General features: G+C 51.5%; 13 protein-coding genes and 3 tRNA genes. 10 read left to right on the top strand and 6 right to left on the bottom strand.

All coding sequences use genetic code 11. The features are described 5' to 3' along the window. Positions 1-184 precede the first annotated feature (184 nt). From Q2J39_RS05475 to Q2J39_RS05465, 3 genes are all read left to right on the top strand, one after another. The gene (locus Q2J39_RS05475) at positions 185-2,377 is read left to right on the top strand and encodes a U32 family peptidase (RefSeq protein ID WP_288339292.1); all 2,193 of its coding nucleotides are present in this window, start codon (positions 185-187) and stop codon (positions 2,375-2,377) included. 361 nt (positions 2,378-2,738) lie between these two features. Then, positions 2,739-4,088 (top strand): phosphopyruvate hydratase, encoded by a 1,350-nt coding sequence (gene eno, locus Q2J39_RS05470; protein WP_230267250.1) that lies wholly within the window; start codon positions 2,739-2,741, stop codon positions 4,086-4,088. 563 nt (positions 4,089-4,651) lie between these two features. After that, positions 4,652-5,455, top strand: a complete 804-nt coding sequence (locus tag Q2J39_RS05465; protein WP_230267249.1) for a hypothetical protein — start codon at positions 4,652-4,654, stop codon at positions 5,453-5,455. A gap of 152 nt (positions 5,456-5,607) precedes the next feature. Here Q2J39_RS05465 and Q2J39_RS05460 read toward each other — a convergent pair whose 3' ends face one another. The 3 genes from Q2J39_RS05460 to Q2J39_RS05450 form a co-directional block, all read right to left on the bottom strand. Continuing rightward, the gene (locus Q2J39_RS05460) at positions 5,608-6,375 is read right to left on the bottom strand and encodes a glycerol-3-phosphate acyltransferase (protein WP_288339295.1); all 768 of its coding nucleotides are present in this window, start codon (positions 6,373-6,375) and stop codon (positions 5,608-5,610) included. Between the two features lie 496 nt (positions 6,376-6,871). Further along, positions 6,872-8,140: a phosphatase PAP2 family protein gene (locus tag Q2J39_RS05455; protein ID WP_288339297.1), complete on the bottom strand. Its 1,269-nt coding sequence runs from the start codon at positions 8,138-8,140 to the stop codon at positions 6,872-6,874. A 319-nt stretch (positions 8,141-8,459) separates the two neighbouring features. Then, positions 8,460-9,776: a class II D-tagatose-bisphosphate aldolase, non-catalytic subunit gene (locus Q2J39_RS05450; RefSeq protein ID WP_288339299.1), complete on the bottom strand. Its 1,317-nt coding sequence runs from the start codon at positions 9,774-9,776 to the stop codon at positions 8,460-8,462. A gap of 425 nt (positions 9,777-10,201) precedes the next feature. Here Q2J39_RS05450 and Q2J39_RS05445 point away from each other — a divergent pair, with 425 nt between their 5' ends. The 4 genes from Q2J39_RS05445 to Q2J39_RS05430 all read left to right on the top strand — a co-directional run bounded on the left by Q2J39_RS05445 (position 10,202) and on the right by Q2J39_RS05430 (position 14,376). Then, complete coding sequence (locus tag Q2J39_RS05445; RefSeq protein ID WP_288339301.1) at positions 10,202-11,572, top strand: SLC13 family permease; 1,371 nt, start codon at positions 10,202-10,204, stop codon at positions 11,570-11,572. A 2-nt stretch (positions 11,573-11,574) separates the two neighbouring features. Beyond that, positions 11,575-12,243: an AAA family ATPase gene (locus Q2J39_RS05440; RefSeq protein WP_230267244.1), complete on the top strand. Its 669-nt coding sequence runs from the start codon at positions 11,575-11,577 to the stop codon at positions 12,241-12,243. A gap of 253 nt (positions 12,244-12,496) precedes the next feature. Beyond that, positions 12,497-13,723, top strand: coding sequence for a peptidoglycan bridge formation glycyltransferase FemA/FemB family protein (locus Q2J39_RS05435; protein WP_230267243.1), 1,227 nt, complete (start codon positions 12,497-12,499; stop codon positions 13,721-13,723). Further along, on the top strand, positions 13,723-14,376 hold the full coding sequence (locus tag Q2J39_RS05430) for a hypothetical protein (RefSeq protein ID WP_288339305.1): 654 nt from the start codon (positions 13,723-13,725) through the stop codon (positions 14,374-14,376). The genes Q2J39_RS05435 and Q2J39_RS05430 overlap by 1 nt, the downstream gene beginning before the upstream one ends. Positions 14,377-14,619: 243 nt before the next feature. On the opposite strand, the gene Q2J39_RS05425 is transcribed toward Q2J39_RS05430, so the two are convergent. From Q2J39_RS05425 to Q2J39_RS05415, 3 genes are all read right to left on the bottom strand, one after another. Continuing rightward, positions 14,620-14,693 (bottom strand) — tRNA-Gly (locus Q2J39_RS05425). 5 nt (positions 14,694-14,698) lie between these two features. Next, positions 14,699-14,775, bottom strand: a tRNA-Asp gene (locus Q2J39_RS05420). Positions 14,776-14,781: 6 nt separating this feature from the next. Then, positions 14,782-14,872, bottom strand: a tRNA-Ser gene (locus tag Q2J39_RS05415). 403 nt (positions 14,873-15,275) lie between these two features. Here Q2J39_RS05415 and radC point away from each other — a divergent pair. The 3 genes from radC to Q2J39_RS05400 are packed head-to-tail and all read left to right on the top strand — an operon-like array spanning position 15,276 to position 17,452. After that, positions 15,276-15,974, top strand: coding sequence for a DNA repair protein RadC (gene radC, locus Q2J39_RS05410; RefSeq protein WP_288339307.1), 699 nt, complete (start codon positions 15,276-15,278; stop codon positions 15,972-15,974). A gap of 54 nt (positions 15,975-16,028) precedes the next feature. Next, positions 16,029-16,868 (top strand): rod shape-determining protein MreC, encoded by an 840-nt coding sequence (mreC, locus tag Q2J39_RS05405; protein WP_230267240.1) that lies wholly within the window; start codon positions 16,029-16,031, stop codon positions 16,866-16,868. Beyond that, a complete protein-coding gene (locus Q2J39_RS05400; RefSeq protein WP_230267239.1) occupies positions 16,865-17,452 on the top strand; it encodes a hypothetical protein in 588 nt (195 codons plus the stop codon). The genes mreC and Q2J39_RS05400 overlap by 4 nt, the downstream gene beginning before the upstream one ends. Positions 17,453-17,638 lie beyond the last annotated feature (186 nt).

Here is a 17,638-nt window from a genome sequence, read left to right as displayed (position 1 = left end):
AACGTTTCCGCGGGGCTGGCCATAATGAAAACGATGAAACGGACGGCGACTTTTGGGATTCGCCAGAGCGGCCGTCCAAACCCTGTGAAAAAAGTTTTTCATAAAACCAGAAATTCTGAATCGACAAGAGCGACTGCTTTCTCTTCTGCCGGATTCAGATCGATATAGAACGGGAGCGATAGCTATGAATCTTGAAGTCCTTTCCCCAGCCGGAAATGAGCAGGCGCTCAAAGCCGCCTTTGCGGGCGGCGCCGATGCGGTTTATCTGGCGTTGCCGCAGTTTGGCGCGCGGGCGTACGCGGCCAATTTCACACTCGATCAGGTCGCCAAAGCCATTGAAGACGCGCATCTCGCGGGAAAGCGCATTTACGTCACGATGAATACGCTCATTGAAGAAGACCATATGGAAGAGGCGTATCAGCAGGCCAAAGCCCTTCATGAACTGGGCGTCGACGCGCTCATCATTCAGGACCTCGGTCTGATCCATCTTCTGCATCATCGCCTGCCCAATCTCGAACTGCACGCTTCTACACAGCTTTCTGTTTCCACACCATATCAGATCGAACAGCTGCGCAAGCTCGGCGTAAAGCGCTGCGTGCTGGCCAGAGAAGCTACGCTTGACGAAATCAAAGCGTGCGCGGCGACGGGAATGGAACTGGAAGTCTTTATCCATGGCGCTCTGTGCATTTCGTATTCGGGACAGTGCCGGTTTTCTCAGGTGCGCTACGATCGTTCAGCCAATAAAGGAAAATGCGCGCAGGCATGCCGCATGGAATACACGCTTGAAGAAAACGGAATGCCGATTCCGCTTCCCGGCAAGTATCTGCTTTCTCCTAAAGATCTTTCCGCGATCGATCAGATCAGCCAGCTCGCCAAAGCCGGGGTATTCTCGCTGAAAATTGAAGGCCGTATGAAATCGCCAGAATACGTCTACGAAAGCGCCGCAGCCGCCCGTGCTGCAGCAGACGGTCTTCGCGTAGGCAAAGAACTGAAAGTCGGCATGGAAACCGCGTTTAACCGCGGCTATACGACCGGTCATGGCTGGAAGGCGAAAGGCACTGTGCTGATGAATACGGAAACGTCCAACCATCAGGGCATCCATCTTGGCAAGGTCATTAAAGTCAGCCATGACCGCGCCCGCATTGTTCTTGATGAAGATCTGCATCAAAATGACGGTCTTCGCTTTGTGCAGAGGAATCGTTCCACCGGATGCAATGCCAACTTCATTTTCGATACCCGCGGCAAGCTGATCGCCAAAGCCGCCAAAGGGGAAACGGTTGAAGTACGCGTTCCCGGCGGCGTGTTTAACGGCATGGAAGTCCGCAAGACGACAAGCTATCTTCTGCAGAAAGATGTGGAAGAAGCCATTCGAACTTCGCATCCGCAGGCGGATATCGCCTTTACGCTTAAGGCGGCCAAAATCGGGGATCCGTTGATTCTCGAAGCGACGGATGGAACGCATACCGTGGCTATTGAAGGCGGTCTTCTCGAAGCGGCACAGAAAGCCCCAAGCAAAACGGAACAGATTGTCCGTTCTCTGAAGAAGACGAAAGATACCTGGGCCAATCCGGCAACGATTGATGTGGATCTGCCGGACAGCGCCTTTATTCCGGTATCGATTCTGAATACGATGCGCCGTGAGGCAATTGATCAGCTCGGCGCACTGCGTCTGCAGCGCGGACCGCTCGTCGAAGTCGAGTCTACGTACCAGCCCAAAGCGCCCAAGCCGCTGCCTTCCTTTGTGCAGATACAGAACAAAAACCAGAAGACGGATCTGCCTCTGCTGCAGGTCAGCGAATTCCCGATTCCGGGAACGGAGCGCAAATCTCCGATTTATAAGGATGAAGGCTATATTACCGATTCGCTGGGCAAAGGCGAAATCGTGGAAAACCTGAACATTACCAACTCCTACGCGGCTGCGGCGTTGCTTGAAATGGGCTATCAGGGCGGCGTTCTGGCCGGCGAACTGAGCGATGAAGATCGGCAGGCGCTTTTAAAGGCGTTTAAAGACCGCTATGGCTTTGAAGCTCCAGTCATTCTGACGGTTTACGAAAAGCCAAGACTGATGGTCATGAAACACTGCCCGGTCAATACGGCTTTAAAAGACGGCAAGCGTCAGAACTGCTCGCTTTGCCGGACCAACCGCTATACGCTGCTGGGCAAAGACGGACGCCGTGCATTCCTGTATGGAAACCCGGACTGCCGCATGCAGGTGTTTGATGAAAAGGCCATCGACACCATCGACCAGATCCCGGGCTACGCTCGCGAAGGTGTGCACGCATTCCGTATGGTCATGAGCGACGAAAGCCATGATGAGACAGAACAGCTTGAAAAGCAGATGTTAGAAAACCTCGAAGCCATCAGCGGAAACAAATAATTAGAGGATTTCATCCAGAAAATAAAGAGCAGAGCCAGGCGCTTGCAGCGTCTGGCTTTTTGCGGGATTCAGGCTTTGCAAGCCGATTTCAGTCCGAAAAATCATCCGGGTTGTCTGCAGATGATCAAATCGGTACAGTGGAATTTTCCTGAGTGATATGTGTATCCAATCGGCTTAAGATTAGGGAAATCCTTGAATTTGTCCAAAAATGAACTTTTTGAAAGCGGGCTTTGAACGGGCGGACTGAACCCCCTTTTTTGAAAAGGCAGAAAACGGTGCATCCGGCTAAGGTCTTTATCGAATCAAGCGGCCGCTGTGCTATAATTTGCCTGTATCAAGGCAAAGGAGGAAATATTTCAATATGCCTATTATTACGGATGTCTATGCACGCGAAGTCCTGGATTCCCGTGGAAACCCGACTGTAGAGTGCGAAATCACAACTGAATCCGGCGCATATGGTCGCGCAATGGTACCAAGCGGTGCTTCTACTGGTGAACGTGAAGCCCTCGAACTGCGTGATGGCGACAAATCTCGTTACCTCGGAAAAGGAACAACACAGGCTGTTGCCAATGTAAACACAAAAATCGCTCCTGCTATCATCGGTATGGATGTTACAGATCAGATCCTGATCGACAAGACCATGCTTGAACTCGACGGCACAGATTTCAAATCCAATCTCGGTGCCAACGCTACACTGGCTGTATCCATGGCTGCTGCATGGGCTGCTGCTGACTACTACGGAATTCCTTTCTACAACTATGTAGGCGGCTGCAACGCACACGTTATGCCTGTACCAATGTGCAATGTTATCAACGGCGGAAGCCACGCTGACTCCACCGTAGACTTCCAGGAATACATGATCATGCCTGTTGGTGCAACTTCTGAAAAAGAAGCTGTTCGCATGGCTGCTGAAGTCTTCCACAACCTGAAGTCCGTTCTGAAAGCAAAAGGCTACAACACCAACGTTGGTGACGAAGGCGGTTTCGCTCCTTCCTGCAAAGACGGAAACGAAGAACCTCTGAAACTGCTCGTTGAAGCTACTAAGAAAGCCGGCTATGTTCCTGGCAAAGACATCATGATCGCCATGGACGTTGCTGCTTCTGAGTTCCACAACCACGAAACTGGTCTGTACGAACTGAAGAAATCCGGCGGCGGAAACAAGACTTCCGAAGAAATGATCGCTATGTACCAGGAATGGGTAGAAAAATATCCGATCATCTCCATCGAAGACGGTCTTGGCGAACGCGACTGGGACGGCTGGAAGAAACTGACCGATACACTCGGCAAACGCATCCAGCTGGTTGGTGACGACCTGTTCGTTACAAACCCGAAAATCCTTGCAGAAGGTATCGCTAAAGGCATCGCCAACGCAATCCTGATCAAGGTTAACCAGATCGGTACTCTGACTGAAACATTCGACGCCATCGAACTCGCTCAGAAACACAACTACACCACAGTTGTTTCCCACCGTTCCGGCGAAACCGAAGACTCCACAATCGCTGACATCGCTGTTGGTACAAACGCTGGCCAGATCAAGACTGGATCTCTCTCCAGAACTGACCGTATCGCGAAGTACAACCGCCTGATGCGCATTGAAGACGAACTGAACAAACGCGGAACCGTATCCGTAGCTCAGTATCCAGGCGTTGACGCTTTCTATCAGCTCGACATGGCAGCTGTAGAAGCCGACATGGATAAACAGTCCAACTAATTGCATTTCCTCTGAACCAGAGCCGGGTGAACACCCGGCTTTTTTTGTGGGAAAACGGCGCGAATACGGCGGATGCGCTTTTTTGTAAAGGCTTTGTACAGGTTGATAAAATCGTCTTTTTCAGACTTTTTGCGGTAGATGAATGTGTCAAAAAGCGTTAGAAATAGGGGAGAGATACGGAATAAATAACGGAAATTGTAGGATTTCGCTGGATGAAATCGGAAGAGATCGAAAACAGGAAAGATCTAAAACAAAATGGAATACGGATAGTAATAACTCTGTAACAGTGTGTTGGTTAAAAATGCACGGTTTCTGGCCGGAATGGATTTCGGGTTGAGCCGATCGTTGCGGATTTGTTAGACTGAAACGCAGAAAAATTCCAGAACGGAGTTTTCATGCGCACGCCTTACGCAAAGTCATCCTTCTTTGCCCCCCTTGCCGCCCGCTTTTCAGGAGCGGGTAAGGGATGTCTTTTGAAGAGAGGATCGGCTTTTCAGGATGTCCTTTTCTGGATTATGGAGGAAAGGATGATTTAGAGAACGCGCACAGGAGTGAAAGAAATTATGAAAAAATGGATTGCCTCTTTACTGGCCGTCGTCTTATCCGGCCTGATGATACCTGCGCTCTCGCTTTACGCGAAAGAGGGCGAAAAGCCGGCAAACGGCTTTGAAAAAAGCGCGGCACTGGGAACGATGCAGATTCCCGCTGTGACCGCACCGTGCCTTGAGCAGTGCAAAAAAGAAAATATGAAAACGCGCCAGATCAGTCTGTTTCAGAGCCCCAAACCGTATTCGCAGGGTACGCTGATCGGCTATTCGCTCGATGACACCCTGCTCATGGAAATCGATGGACAGACGTATCACGTTCATCCCACTTGCGTAGCAGTCAGTCAGGAAGAAAAAGACGCGCTGAAAGACTACCAGAAAAAGGAAGCGGATCGCGAAAAGCGGCGTCTGGATGCGGAGATGAAAGTCAGCCAGGCTAAAAACGCGTCACAGCCCGCCGGAACGATGGCCGATCTCGAAGAAGAAGATCTGGAAATCAAGCTCGATACGCCCCAGTGGAATGGAGCGGTTCTTAACCGCAGTGCCGGAACCATTATGGGTCCTTCCGGAAAAGAGACGTACTACAATCTTCCGATGGACGGCGTCGTTCGCATCATGCGTTCGATCGGCAACAATGACAAATACTGGGTGCGAGAAGACGGCGTAAAAATGTTAGGCGATTATGTCATGGTCGCCGCCCATCTGCCCACCCGTCCTCGTGGCTCTCTGATCCAGACGTCCCTTGGCATGGGCATCGTCTGCGACACCGGAACCTTTGCGCTCAACAATCACACGCAGCTCGATATCGCGGTCAACTGGTAATCTGCCTTTCGCGAAGCCAGTCTCCCGGATTCCAAGCCATAAACGAATGCAGAAAACAAAAATCGCACATTCCCGCCAAACGCAGTTTCGAAAAACGCGTCGGACGATGGATGTGCGATTTTTATTTTGTTCAAAGGGAGCTTGAGCGCAGATTACTTTTCTGTGCTGTTCGCGCCTTCGGTAATCGACTGTGATGTCCTGGATTCTGCTTCCTGAATTGCGGGCTCTATGTCGGCATCGAGCGCTTCAAGAAGTTCTTCCTCTTCTTTTTCTATACGCTCTTCTTTTCGCTCTTTTTTGCTTTTCAAAGTCGATGCAGAGCTCTGGGCAGCGCTAGAAGATTCTGCGAGCGGTTTTCCATCCTTGAGGCGGTTTGGGCGAAGGTTAAGCCACGCCATCAGCACGGCCATGAACAGGGCGGGAAGAAACGTGATCCACGAAAAGCGAAACGCCATGAAAATCATGAAGACGACGTCGATCAGAAGCGCGGCGATTTTTACGCCAAATTTCATCAGGACACCAAGCGCTCCCGCGGCCAGCGCACTGAAACCGGCCAGCGGCCAGTACAGGACAAACGATGCGGCGGTAACGGCTACGCCCTTGCCGCCCTGAAAATGATGCCATATAGGAAAGCAGTGGCCGAGCAGCGTGCCGCATCCGGTATACAGCGGGATCAGCTTCGTATACGCGGGAAAGAGCAGTACACATATATAAACCGCGGCGCAGGTTTTGAGAATGTCGCCAAGCAGAACGAAGATTCCGGCTTTTTTGCCGAGAACCTTGATCGTGTTGGTCATGCCCGGATTCCCGGAGCCGCTTTTAAACAGGTCTTTTTCAAAGAGGCGGCCGACCAGTGAAGCCGTGAGAATGTTGCCAAAGGCGTATCCGATCAGGACACACCACAATAAATCCAGTTCCATATCGTCCTCGTTTCTGTGAATAAGTGCTCTGTCTGGGGAGCTTTTACTTGCCGGAAGATTTTACGATCAGATAAAACACCCCGAGGATAATTAACAAAGCGAGAATGGATCCTCCAAGCGTAATCAGAGAATCCAGTGCGGAATCAATTGCCAACATAAAACAGCCTTCTTTCCAGTGGAATTTCTTCCAGGCACACAGGCAGACCAAATCGAATCGCGTGGCGTCGATCGATCGGCGCTCTGCAGGATACGGAAGAATCAGGAACGTGTCTTTCCTGAACCGATTTTATTATACCTGTATGGCACGAAGGGAAAACCGCTAGCGCCATGCCGGTGCATCGGAGAAATCCAGCCCAGACAAAGAGATGGACTTGGATTTTCCCAGCAGTCGCTGGAAAATGGCGTTCGCCATTGTCCGTATGTTAGCGGCTATGAAAACAAGGGTCATGAAAAAAGGAACGAAGCTTTGCGCTTCGTTCCCGAAAAATCCGTTCAATTAATCTTCAAAAATGGAATCGTCAAAGAGTTCTTCGACCGTTTTGCGGCGGTGTGCAGAACGTTCACGGCGGGAAAGACGGCGATGCTCTCCTGGGGCATCCGGCTCTTCCGCTTTGGCTTTGCGATCGTCTTTCGAAGAAGCAGGTGCTTTAGCTGGATCCGAAGCAGAGGCTGCAGGTGTTTCTTCACTTGCTTCGCTTTCTTCATTTTCAGCGGGCACTTTTTCTGCGTTCGCTTTTTTGCGGGGACGCGGTTCAAAGTCTTCTTCGAAATCGACATCCTCGTCTTCTGCTTCCTCTTCATCGAAGTCGTCGTGACGTGCCGCTTTTCTGGAGCGGGACGATTTGGATGGACGGGACGTTCTTTCTTCAAAATCGTCTTCGTCTTCATATTCGTACTGACTGTCGTCATAGCGCGTGAGACCGAAGGCCCAGGCGCAGATGCAGAAGAGAACAAAGGTAATCAGGAAGCCGACGCTGATATCCGAAAGAAAATGCGCGCCCCGTACCATGCGGCTGCCCATGACAGCGAGCGAACCGAGGTAGGCGACGATCATCGCCAGAGAAACGCTGCCGCGTTTGGTGAAGCAGGGAATAATGGCCCAGACAAACAGGCAGGCAGCCGAAGCTGCGTGGGCGGAAGGAAAGGAGCGGAACAGATCGTGGTTCGTTTCATACAGAGCCATGAACTGGGAAACGCCGGATTTACCAAAGTCGTACCACGTACGGAACGTCAGTTCCGGATTTTCCAGAAGCGCGAAATAGCGTGGACGGAACCAGATGCGTTTCACAACCTGAATCACGGCTGTCGAACCGCCGCAGACGATGAGCAGAATCCAGATCGCCCTGATTTTGTCCTTGCGATCGGCCTTGCGCATCAGATACCAGAAGAGAAGCGCGGGAAGAAGGGAAATGAGCAGGCCGCTGAGCCAGCACATCCACCAGGTCAGTCCGAGTTCTTCGTTAATGGACTGAGCCATGTAAACCGGGCCGATGACGTTGGTCGCAAACGCGAACAGCCAGCCCAGAATCATGGTCTTCTTTCCTTTCCAGATGTCCAGAGTCAGCAGACCGGCGGCACCGATGCCCCAGAATGCAGGAGCGGGACCGCAGGCGGCCAGAATTCTGGCCCAGACGTTGAAAGGATCGTAAATCATCTGATCCAGAGGCAGATCGCCAAAAGTACCAATGGCGAGACCTGCCGTACCAAGCAGCAGGCCAAAAACCAGCCAGCCGTTGGATATTCGTTTGTGTTTATAGGTAGTCATGAATAAATGGTATCAAAAACGACCCGGAATGTTCGCATTTTTTCCAAACCTGCGACGACTGTCTGGATGTCGAAAGAGCGCTGTAAGCAATCCCGGCGCTTTTAACGAAGGAGGCGAGTCTACGATTGAAAATGACTCTGCGTACAGCTGCCTGAAAAGGACAAACCGAACTGAATCTTTGTCGGTAAAACGAAATAGAAAAGACACGCGCTCCAAAGCGCAAAAAAAGCCGGAGACATCGTGCGACATCTCCGGCAAGTGAGTGTGTTCAGACTGGCGATCTGGGATTTCAATGGGCCAGTCTTTGAATGGATAAAACTTAGAGTTCGTCCTGATGGGAGGCGTAGAGGTATTCGTCGATCGTGTTCTTTACGCGGTCCTTGATCAGTTCTTCTGGTTTCGCTTCGAGTTTGCCTTCGCGTACCTTGGTGTACTGGATCGGCATGAACTGGGAGAGAACGGCCAGGTTTACGCCTTCCTTTTCGAGGTTGGCGAACAGTTTCTTCATGGCTGCCTGAACGTCTGGATCCGGCATGTAGTAGCGGGAACGATCGGAGAAGGAGAATTTCCGTTTGAACCAGAGTTCGTCTTCGTTTCCGTGATAATGCTTCGCCCAGTTTTTCGGGTTTTTGAGCATGGCTTTTTCAAGGGTGTCAATGAAGTGGCTGGCTTCGTCTTCGCGCCCGTGGAACATCATTTCTTCCATATAGGCCAGTGCGAACAGCGCTTCGCGGGCGGCGTAAGTCAGAGCCGGTCCGACTTTCAGGATGCCGACGCCGTCTTCAACGAGTTCTCTCAGTTTGTACTTGGTCTGGTAGTCAGTGGAATGGCCTTCGAATACGAGGTTGTCGAAGTCCTTGATGCTGGCCATGAGCTCTTTGGCTTTCGCACGGTCGTATTCGGTGCAGCCGGCATCTTTTTCTTCTACGCCAGGCTGTACAACGACACCGATAACATCGGCCCAGGTGGTATCGAGACCTTTGTCCTTGAACGCTTTTTCAAAAGTAGCGACGGTGTTTTTGAAGTCTTCGACTTTCGTTACCTGCATGCCGGAGTTGTCGCCGGTAGCGCCGCCAGGAATCGGTACTTCACTGCCGACAATGTAAACCGGACGAACCGCATCCGGGTTTTCCTTTTTCAGTTCCTGGTAGGCTTCTTCGCAAACCTGCGCGAGTTCGGCGCCGCGGCGTGCGATCGTTTCGTCGCTCAGACGAACGTTTGGATCGTCGTCAGCGACTTTCATGCTGGTATCAATGTGGATTTTGGTGAAGCCGGCTTTTACGTAGTCGTGAACGAGCTGACGCGCGTAAGCCATTGCTTCTTTTTCCGGCAGGTTCTGCACGGTCAGCGGGCCGAGATGGTCGCCGCCAAGATAGATCAGTTTCGGATCGGTTCCAATTTCAGCAGCTTTGGCAAGAACGAATTCCTTGAAATCCTTCGGTGTCATGCCGGAGTAGCCGCCGTTCTGGTCCACCTGGTTGGCGGTGGATTCGATCAGGCAGACCGCGTTGTCATCGCGGGCTTTCTCGAGAACCGCTTCGATAACGAAGGGGTTGGACGAGCAGGCAGAATAGATGCCGACCGACTGGCCGCTCTTCTGCTTTTTCACAATATTTTTTAAAGTGTTTTCAGCCATAAAAGACCTCCTTGGCTCTATTGTAGACGATTCAAAAGCGGATGAAATCACCAAAAAATGGCGTTTGGATTTTTTGTTGACAAGAAGCCACAACTTGAATAAAAAGTGCAAATTGAAGGTTTTCTTCGCTCGGTTTGAAGAGGGGAAGAAGGGTCTGTTTCGTGCCGAAAATAACCAGTTCTGTGTACATTTCAGCAAGTGATAAGAGCACGTTCAAAGTGAAAGGGCTTGCCGGAAATTCCCTCGGTCAACCGCCTGTCCTTAATTTGCGGAAAGATTACAATTCCTTTACCTAGATAGAAGATTTATAGGCGTTCTGTAGATTTTCCTGTCCGGATCCGCGGGAACGCGCGGCAAAACGTTCATGATGTTTGAACAGATTCGGTTCGAACGTTTTTCAAATTTTTGATACAGGGAGGTTTTTTATGGAGGTTCTAGCACCCTGGATTGCGGTTGGAATTTTTCTTGTCATGTTCCTTCTGGTAATCCTGGATAAGTGGCCTCACCATTACATCACCCTCGGATGCGGTCTCGCGACGCTCGTTCTTGTGTTCGCACTCTGCCTGCATTCCTGGGATGCCATCTGGCAGACGCTGAATCTCGGGGCGATTTTCACTCCGGAATTCTGGCATACCACAGGGGAAGGCGGCGGAACAGGCGGCATCAACTGGTCGACGATTATTTTTATCGCCGGCATGATGGTTATGGTCGAAGGCATGGCGGAAGCCGGTTTCTTTCAGTGGCTCTGCCTGCGGCTGGCAAAACTGGTTCACTACAAGGCCAGCAAGATCTTTGTGGTGTTCATGTTAATGTCGGCGTTCCTGTCGATGTTCATTGACTCGATTACGGTTATCCTCTTTCTGGCGGCTGTAACGGTTGAACTCGCCAAAGTACTGAAGTTCAATCCGGTACCGATGATTCTTGCCGAAGTGTTCTGCTCCAATCTGGGCGGATCGGCGACCATGTGCGGGGATCCCCCAAACATTATTATTGGTACGTCCTTAGGCCTGACGTTTGGCGACTTTCTGACGAATACCGGTCTGATCGCCGGGGTTTCGCTGATCGCGACGATTTTCTTCTTCTGGCTCTGCTTCCGTAAAGAATTCAAGGAAGCTGACAAGCAGACGATTGATCCGAAAACGCTGCCGCAGCCAAAGGAAGCCATCAAAAATCAGACGGCCTTTATTCTTTCGATCGGCATTTTCCTGATTGCCATCGTTCTGCTCGTTTCGCATTCCTCGACGGGTCTGACGGTCGCGTTTATCGGTACGTTCATCGCGCTGATCACGCTGATCGCCAACGCGAAACACGCCGGCAAGATTCTCAAAAAGGTCGACTACAAGACACTTCTGTTTTTCATCGGTCTGTTTGTGGTCGTCGGCGGTCTGGAACAGACGGGCGTACTCGAACGCATCGCGTACTTCATCAGCGATATCTCGGGTGGTAATATTATTTTAGTCATTGTCATTATTTTGTGGATTTCGGCATTTGCGAGTGCCTTCGTCGACAATATTCCGTTCTCGGCTACGATGATTCCAGTCATCACGACGCTGGCCAGCGCGCAGGGCATTCCAATCAACACCCTGGCCTGGGCACTGAGCATCGGTACGGATATCGGCGGCAGTGCCACGCCGATCGGCGCGAGCGCCAACGTTGTCGGAACCGCGGTGGCAATGAAAAACGGCTACCCGATCGGATGGAAGAAATACTGCAAGTATAATGTGCCGGCGACGATTATCGTCCTGACCATTTCTACAGTCGTCATTATCCTGCGGTACGTCGTTTTGGGAGGCTGATTATGACTACTGACCAGAAACAGACGGAGGGCCAGATTATCCTGGCCATTGACCGTGAGTTTGGAAGCGGCGGCCGTGAAATCGCCGATCTGCTTGGCCATTATTTTGGACTGCCGGTCTATGAAAAAAACATCCTGCAAAATCTTGGCATCCGGCATCAGAAAGACGTCGAAGACCTGTATTACCGGGATGAATCGCCGCGCTGGAAATTCGCAAGCCGCACGGTAAAAGGACTGACCAACTCCAATGAATACGCGCTGGCGGCCATGGAGTTTGACTTCCTGCGCAAAATCGCGTCGGAAGGAAAATCCTTCATTGTCCTCGGCCATTGCGCCGAAGAAGTTCTTGCGGAATATCCGTCGCTTGTCACGCTGTTCATTTCCGCGGATGAAGCGTTCAAGATTCCTCGCATCATGAAGGAACATCACGTGGACCGCGAAGAAGCGTACGCGAAAATGAAACGCCATAACCGCAAGCGCAAAACGTATCACAACAGCTATTGCGAACACAAATGGGGCGATGCCAGAAACTACGACATGACCATTCGCTCTGACAAGATGGGTCCGTTTGAAACCGCGAAATTTCTCGTGGATTATCTGGAAGCCCGTATTCCGGAAATCAAGAACCGCGAACGGGCCGAAGAACTGGTTCCGCTTCCCGAAAAGAAGTAGAACAGACACCCAGCTTTATGATCGAAAACCGCCATCCCGGATCGGGGTGGCGTTTTCTTTGGGCAGGCTCAATCTGGACGAATGGCCCAAATTGGGCCAGAAGAAACGTTCAGCCTGTATAATAGACAGGCATTTTAAACCCGAAACTGCCGGATCTGTATCCGGTAATTTTCCGTAGATGTTCAGACCCGTCTTAAAGATGCAGAAATCCGAATTCTAGCCGGAGGATGGGGAAGGAAAGGACACAGGCTTTATGACGACTTATCGTTTTGCAACGAATCTTGCAAAAAGCGAATACGATGCCTTCGTGCAGAGCTCGCCGCTATGCAATCTGCTTCAGAGCTATAACTGGGCCGCGGTGAAATCCAACTGGGATCATCTGCACTGCGGTCTGTATAAAAACGACACGCTTTGTGCTACCGCCCTGGTGCTGATCAAGGCGCTGCCGTTTGGCTTTACCATGATGTACATTCCGCGCGGACCGATTCTCGACTACGACGATCCCGAAGTGATTAAACAGTTTTTCGATGGTTTGAAAAAAATCGGACGCAGCCATAAAACGCTGTTTATCAAAATGGATCCGGGCATTGAAATCGGAAAGTATCCGTCTTCCGATACGTCCCGACCAAGAAACGGCAACGAAAAATACGTGCAGCCGCTCGAAAACGCCGGCGCGATTTTCCAGGGCTACTCCATGAAAATTGAAGAAGCCATTCAGGCGCGTTTTCACTCCATTCTCGACAAGCCCGAAGATGTGCTGGCGGCGATGCCGAAAAAGACCCGCAAGCTGATCAAGGAAGCCGAAAAGCGTCACCTGCAGATCGTCAGCGGTCGACATGAGCTTCTCGATGACTTTGCGGCGATGGTCGAAATGACGGAAGAGCGCAAGCACGTTTCGCTGCGCAATAAGGAGTACTTCAAAAAGCTTCTCGACAATTACGGCGATGACGCGATTATCATGTTAGCGGTTTGCGATCCGGCAAAAATCCGTCAGGAATGCCAGGCACGCTACGACGCGCTCGAAGAACAGATCGCGGCCCTTCCGGAAAACCAGAAGAAAAAGCGTTTTACCCTGGAAGAGCAGAAAGAATCCGCCGCGAAGGATATCCGGATCATTGAAGAACTGATCGAAACGGTCGGCGACGACAAGGCACGGCCGATCGCCGGCGTTCTGAGCGTGAAATACGGAAAGAGCGCGGAAATGTTATATGCGGGCATGGATGAGCGCTTCCGCCGCTTCATGCCGCAGTACAAAACGTACGTGGAAAACTTCCAGTGGGCGTTCGATAAAGGCTGTACCGAATTTTCGATGGGCGGCGTAGAAGGCTCCCTGGATGATGGACTGACCCATTTCAAGGACAACTTCGCTCCGGAAATTCACGAATACATCGGCGAGTTCGATCTGCCGGTCAACCGCCTGCTGTATAAGCCCAGCAAAATTGCCTACGAGAAAAAGCGGCACTCGCTCAAGGAGGCGTAATGAAACCCTTCAAGACATTTATCACCCTGCTGGCCGGAACCCTGCTTTTAGCCGGATGCACGTCTGCCCCTAATGCGATCGCTTCATCGAGTTCTTCTTCGACGACATCGTCTTCGGCTCTATCCGCCTGTGAAGGGGAAGGCTTCGGCTGCCCAGTGGACACAAAAGAAGAGCAGAGCGATGCCAAAGCGGAAGCGTATAAGAAAGACGTGGCGGATTTTACGCCGATTTCCTTTGAAGATGCCATCGCGTTTTTTGAAGAGGGAAAATCCGGCGTTCTCTACTTCGGTTTTCCCGCCTGTCCCTGGTGCGATGAGCTCGTACCGATTCTGAAAGAAGAAGCCGAAAAGAACGATATCGAAGTGCTCTACGTACAGACGCGCGACGATCAGAAAGAGCGGCTGTACACCGATGAACAGCGCGATCGGATTGAACCGTATCTTCCCGACTACATTCGAAACAACCTCAAAGGCGAACCGACGCTTTACGTGCCGTTAGTCGTATCGGTCGTCGATGGCAAAGTCGCAGACGGCCATCAGGGAACGACGGAAGATCACGATGCCAAGGAGCGGGAAATGACCGACGAGGAAAAGGCGGAGCTGAAAGACGCCCTGCAAAAACTGATAGAAAGTCATAACGCGTCCCAATCGTAAAACCGAACGCAGCACCTGAACCCGCATAAAATCGCAGAGATGGAAACTTAGCTTGGCAGAAATCCGTTTTACAGAAATAGATCTGCCGCATTTCTTCGCCAGATCCCAATTGAAAATAAAGGCGGTCCTCTGGATCCGGATCATTCCGAAAGGAAATCATCCAGACGAGGACCGCTTTTTTTGTGTGAAGGGGAAAGAGAAGCTATAAAAAAACTCGCGATTTCTCGCGAGTGCGTATTCAAGTGGAGCAGATGAGGGGAATCGAACCCCCGTATCGACCATGGCAAGGTCGTGTTCTACCATTGAACTACATCTGCATAAATGGCGGTCCAAACGGGACTCGAACCCGCAACCCCCTCCGTGACAGGGAGGTACGCTAACCAATTGCGCCATTGGACCAAAAGATGGCGGAGAAGGAGAGATTTGAACTCTCGCGCCAGTTTCCCGACCTACACCCTTAGCAGGGGCGCCTCTTCAACCACTTGAGTACTTCTCCAAGGATGTTTTATTTATTTGCTTCGTGCGATTGCTTGACTATATTAGCATGGTCCCCGGAAAGGAGCAACCCTGTAATCTCAAAAAAATGAATTTTTTTGATTCCGTCCAGCAACGCCGCGAGAAGCGCCTGAAGAAGAAGCGGTTTACGAGAACCGGCAAAACCTTCGTCGGACCGGAAAATCCGGCCGCATGAATGAGGATACACCATCTTTGGCCAAAAGGGAAAAAGAAACCCCAGACCCGATCCAGACCCGAGAGGAAGAGCAGAGCGGAAGACAAGAGCGGGATAAGCCGGACACGGGATAAGCGGAACGAAGGGAAATAGACCCGCCTGCTGCTTTTCAACGGATCCGCTCCGGTTCGTACCGAAGCCGGTTCTGTCCGTATAAAAGGATATGAAAATGAAAGAACGAACACAGATGGACCGGCCCCGGGAAAAAGCGATGCTGCAGGGAATTGAGCGTCTGGAAAATCAGGATCTGCTTTGTCTGGTCCTCGGATCCGGGACGAAAACGCACGCGGTGGAATCTCTGGCGCAGTCCATTTTGCAGAAGACAGACAATCTGCGCCGTCTCTATTCCATTGCGCCCGAAGAACTGATGGAAATTGAAGGGATCGGTCAGGCCAAGGCGCTCCAGATCTGCGCGGCCAGAGAACTGTACGCCCGCTCCCTGCAGGCACGGACGATGAGCGTTTCCATTCGAAGCCTGGACGATATTGAAACGTGGCTGCAGGCGGAATACGGAACCAAAAGTCAGGAACACTTCGCGGTGCTCTATCTCGATGTCAAACGGCGGATCATCCGGCACAAGGATCTGTTTGTGGGCACGCTCGATCAGTCGCTGATCCACCCGCGGGAAATTTTTCGGGACGCGCTCATGACGTCCGCGAGTTCCATCGTCCTCGTCCACAATCATCCGTCCGGCGATCCGATTCCTTCGCTGGCGGATCTGGAAAGTACACAGATGCTTCTCGAAGCCGCAAGACTTCACAAAATCAGTCTGCTCGATCACGTCATCGCCACGCGAAACGGCTGTTTCAGCTTTCGATCGCACGGTCTGCTCGACGAGCCGGAAAGTGAGTACACAGAGCTGGCTTAGCCGCCGTACGCTTTCAAAATCCGGTATAATGAGACAAATCCGGAGGGCGAACGTATGCGACGATTTACCAAACTGCAGAGAATTCTCATTCTTTTTATTTCTGTTTTCTTTCTGTTCGGATGCCTGATGCTTTCCGTACGTCAGAATTCCATTTCCAATATCGGCTACAGCGCGTGGACGTATTTGCGCTATGGCCTGTTTGATAAGCCGCTGACTTCCGCGGCGAACGCGGTCAGCGATTTTTCCAATCTCTGGCATGTGTACCAGGACAATACGTATCTTAATGACGAACTGGCCAACCAGCGCTCCTACCAGACGCTGTATGCCCAGGAACGCAACCGCAATCTGGAACTGCAGGGCCTGCTGGAGCTGAAAAACGCGATGCCAGACGCGAAGCAGATCAGCTGCGAAGTGATCAGCCGTCCCGTTCAGGCCTGGAATCAGAGCGTGACCGTTTCCGCCGGCAGCGCAAGCGGCGTCGAAAAGGGCATGCTCGTTGTATCGAGCCAGGGCGTCGTCGGCCTGGTCGAAAGCGTACAGGATACGACATCGGTTGTGGCCCTGCTGACCGGAAACGAACTGCCCAACGACATTACGGTGCAGATTTCGATGGACGACGGAACGACGGTCGAAGGCGTTCTGCGCGGCTATGACGCCAGCCAGAACCGCTACGAAGTGCTTCTCTTTGATCACGAAGCCATCGTTCTGCCCGGACAGAAAGTGGCTACCTCCCAGAAAGGCGGCCAATACGCGGCGGGTCTGATGATCGGGACCGTTACGTCTTCGGTCGTGAATGACGACGCGATCGTTTCCACGATTTATGTCGAACCGGTCGACAACATGAACGGCTTCACCTACGTCAGCATCTTTACGGAAGGAACGCCGGAACAATGAAGAAGCCCTACGCAATTGTCGGCGGCTTCTTTATTCTGGGGATGCTCGATTCCATGCTCGCCTATACGCTGCCCCTCGACTTTACCTTTCAGTCGCTCTCCGTCATCTGGCATTTCTATCTGATCGGCGTGATGGTGTACACCCATGACAAGCCGTGGCTGACCCGTATTCTGGTCGGGATGTTAGCAGGACTTTGTTACGACGGACTCGTTACCGGTACGTTTCCGGCCTGCACGTTTTCCTTTCCGATCATGGCCTGGCTTGGCGGTCTTTTTCCGGTCTGGCTCAAATCGAGCGAACGAAGAACAGTCTGGCTCATTTTCCTGCTGTTTATGGGGGATCTGTTTACGTATTTCCTGATGGAAAGCACCGGACGTCTTTCAGTGTCCCTGCTTTCCTGGTTTTACCATTTCGAACTGCTGACGCTGATTTTTTCGTCTCTGTCCGTCATTCTGGTGTTTTACATCGATCTGGTTATCGTACGCTGGGCCCTGTTTCAGTCCCGCTTTGTCCCCCGCAACAAAGTGCCTTCGCTGGCCTCGAAAGTCAGAACGCCAAACCGCAACCATCCCAGAAAGCTGTAATTAGGAAAAAGCTGTAATTAGAAAAATGCAAAAGCCATCGGGCTAAGGAAATTTCTCCTTTTGCCGGATGGCTTTTCTGTTTGTTTTTTCAGGGGGGCGGTTTGCTTTTTCAGGGGAGAGACTGGAAAAGAGAGTAAGTGTCAAACAATCGACGGGTATACGCGAGACTGAATATTAGATACGCTA

This window comes from uncultured Allobaculum sp. (assembly GCF_948576815.1).
GTDB lineage: Bacteria > Bacillota_I > Bacilli_A > Erysipelotrichales > Erysipelotrichaceae > Allobaculum > Allobaculum fili.
The sequence above is the reverse complement of the archived record's forward strand: the minus strand, read 5'-3'. Positions and strand labels throughout refer to the sequence as shown.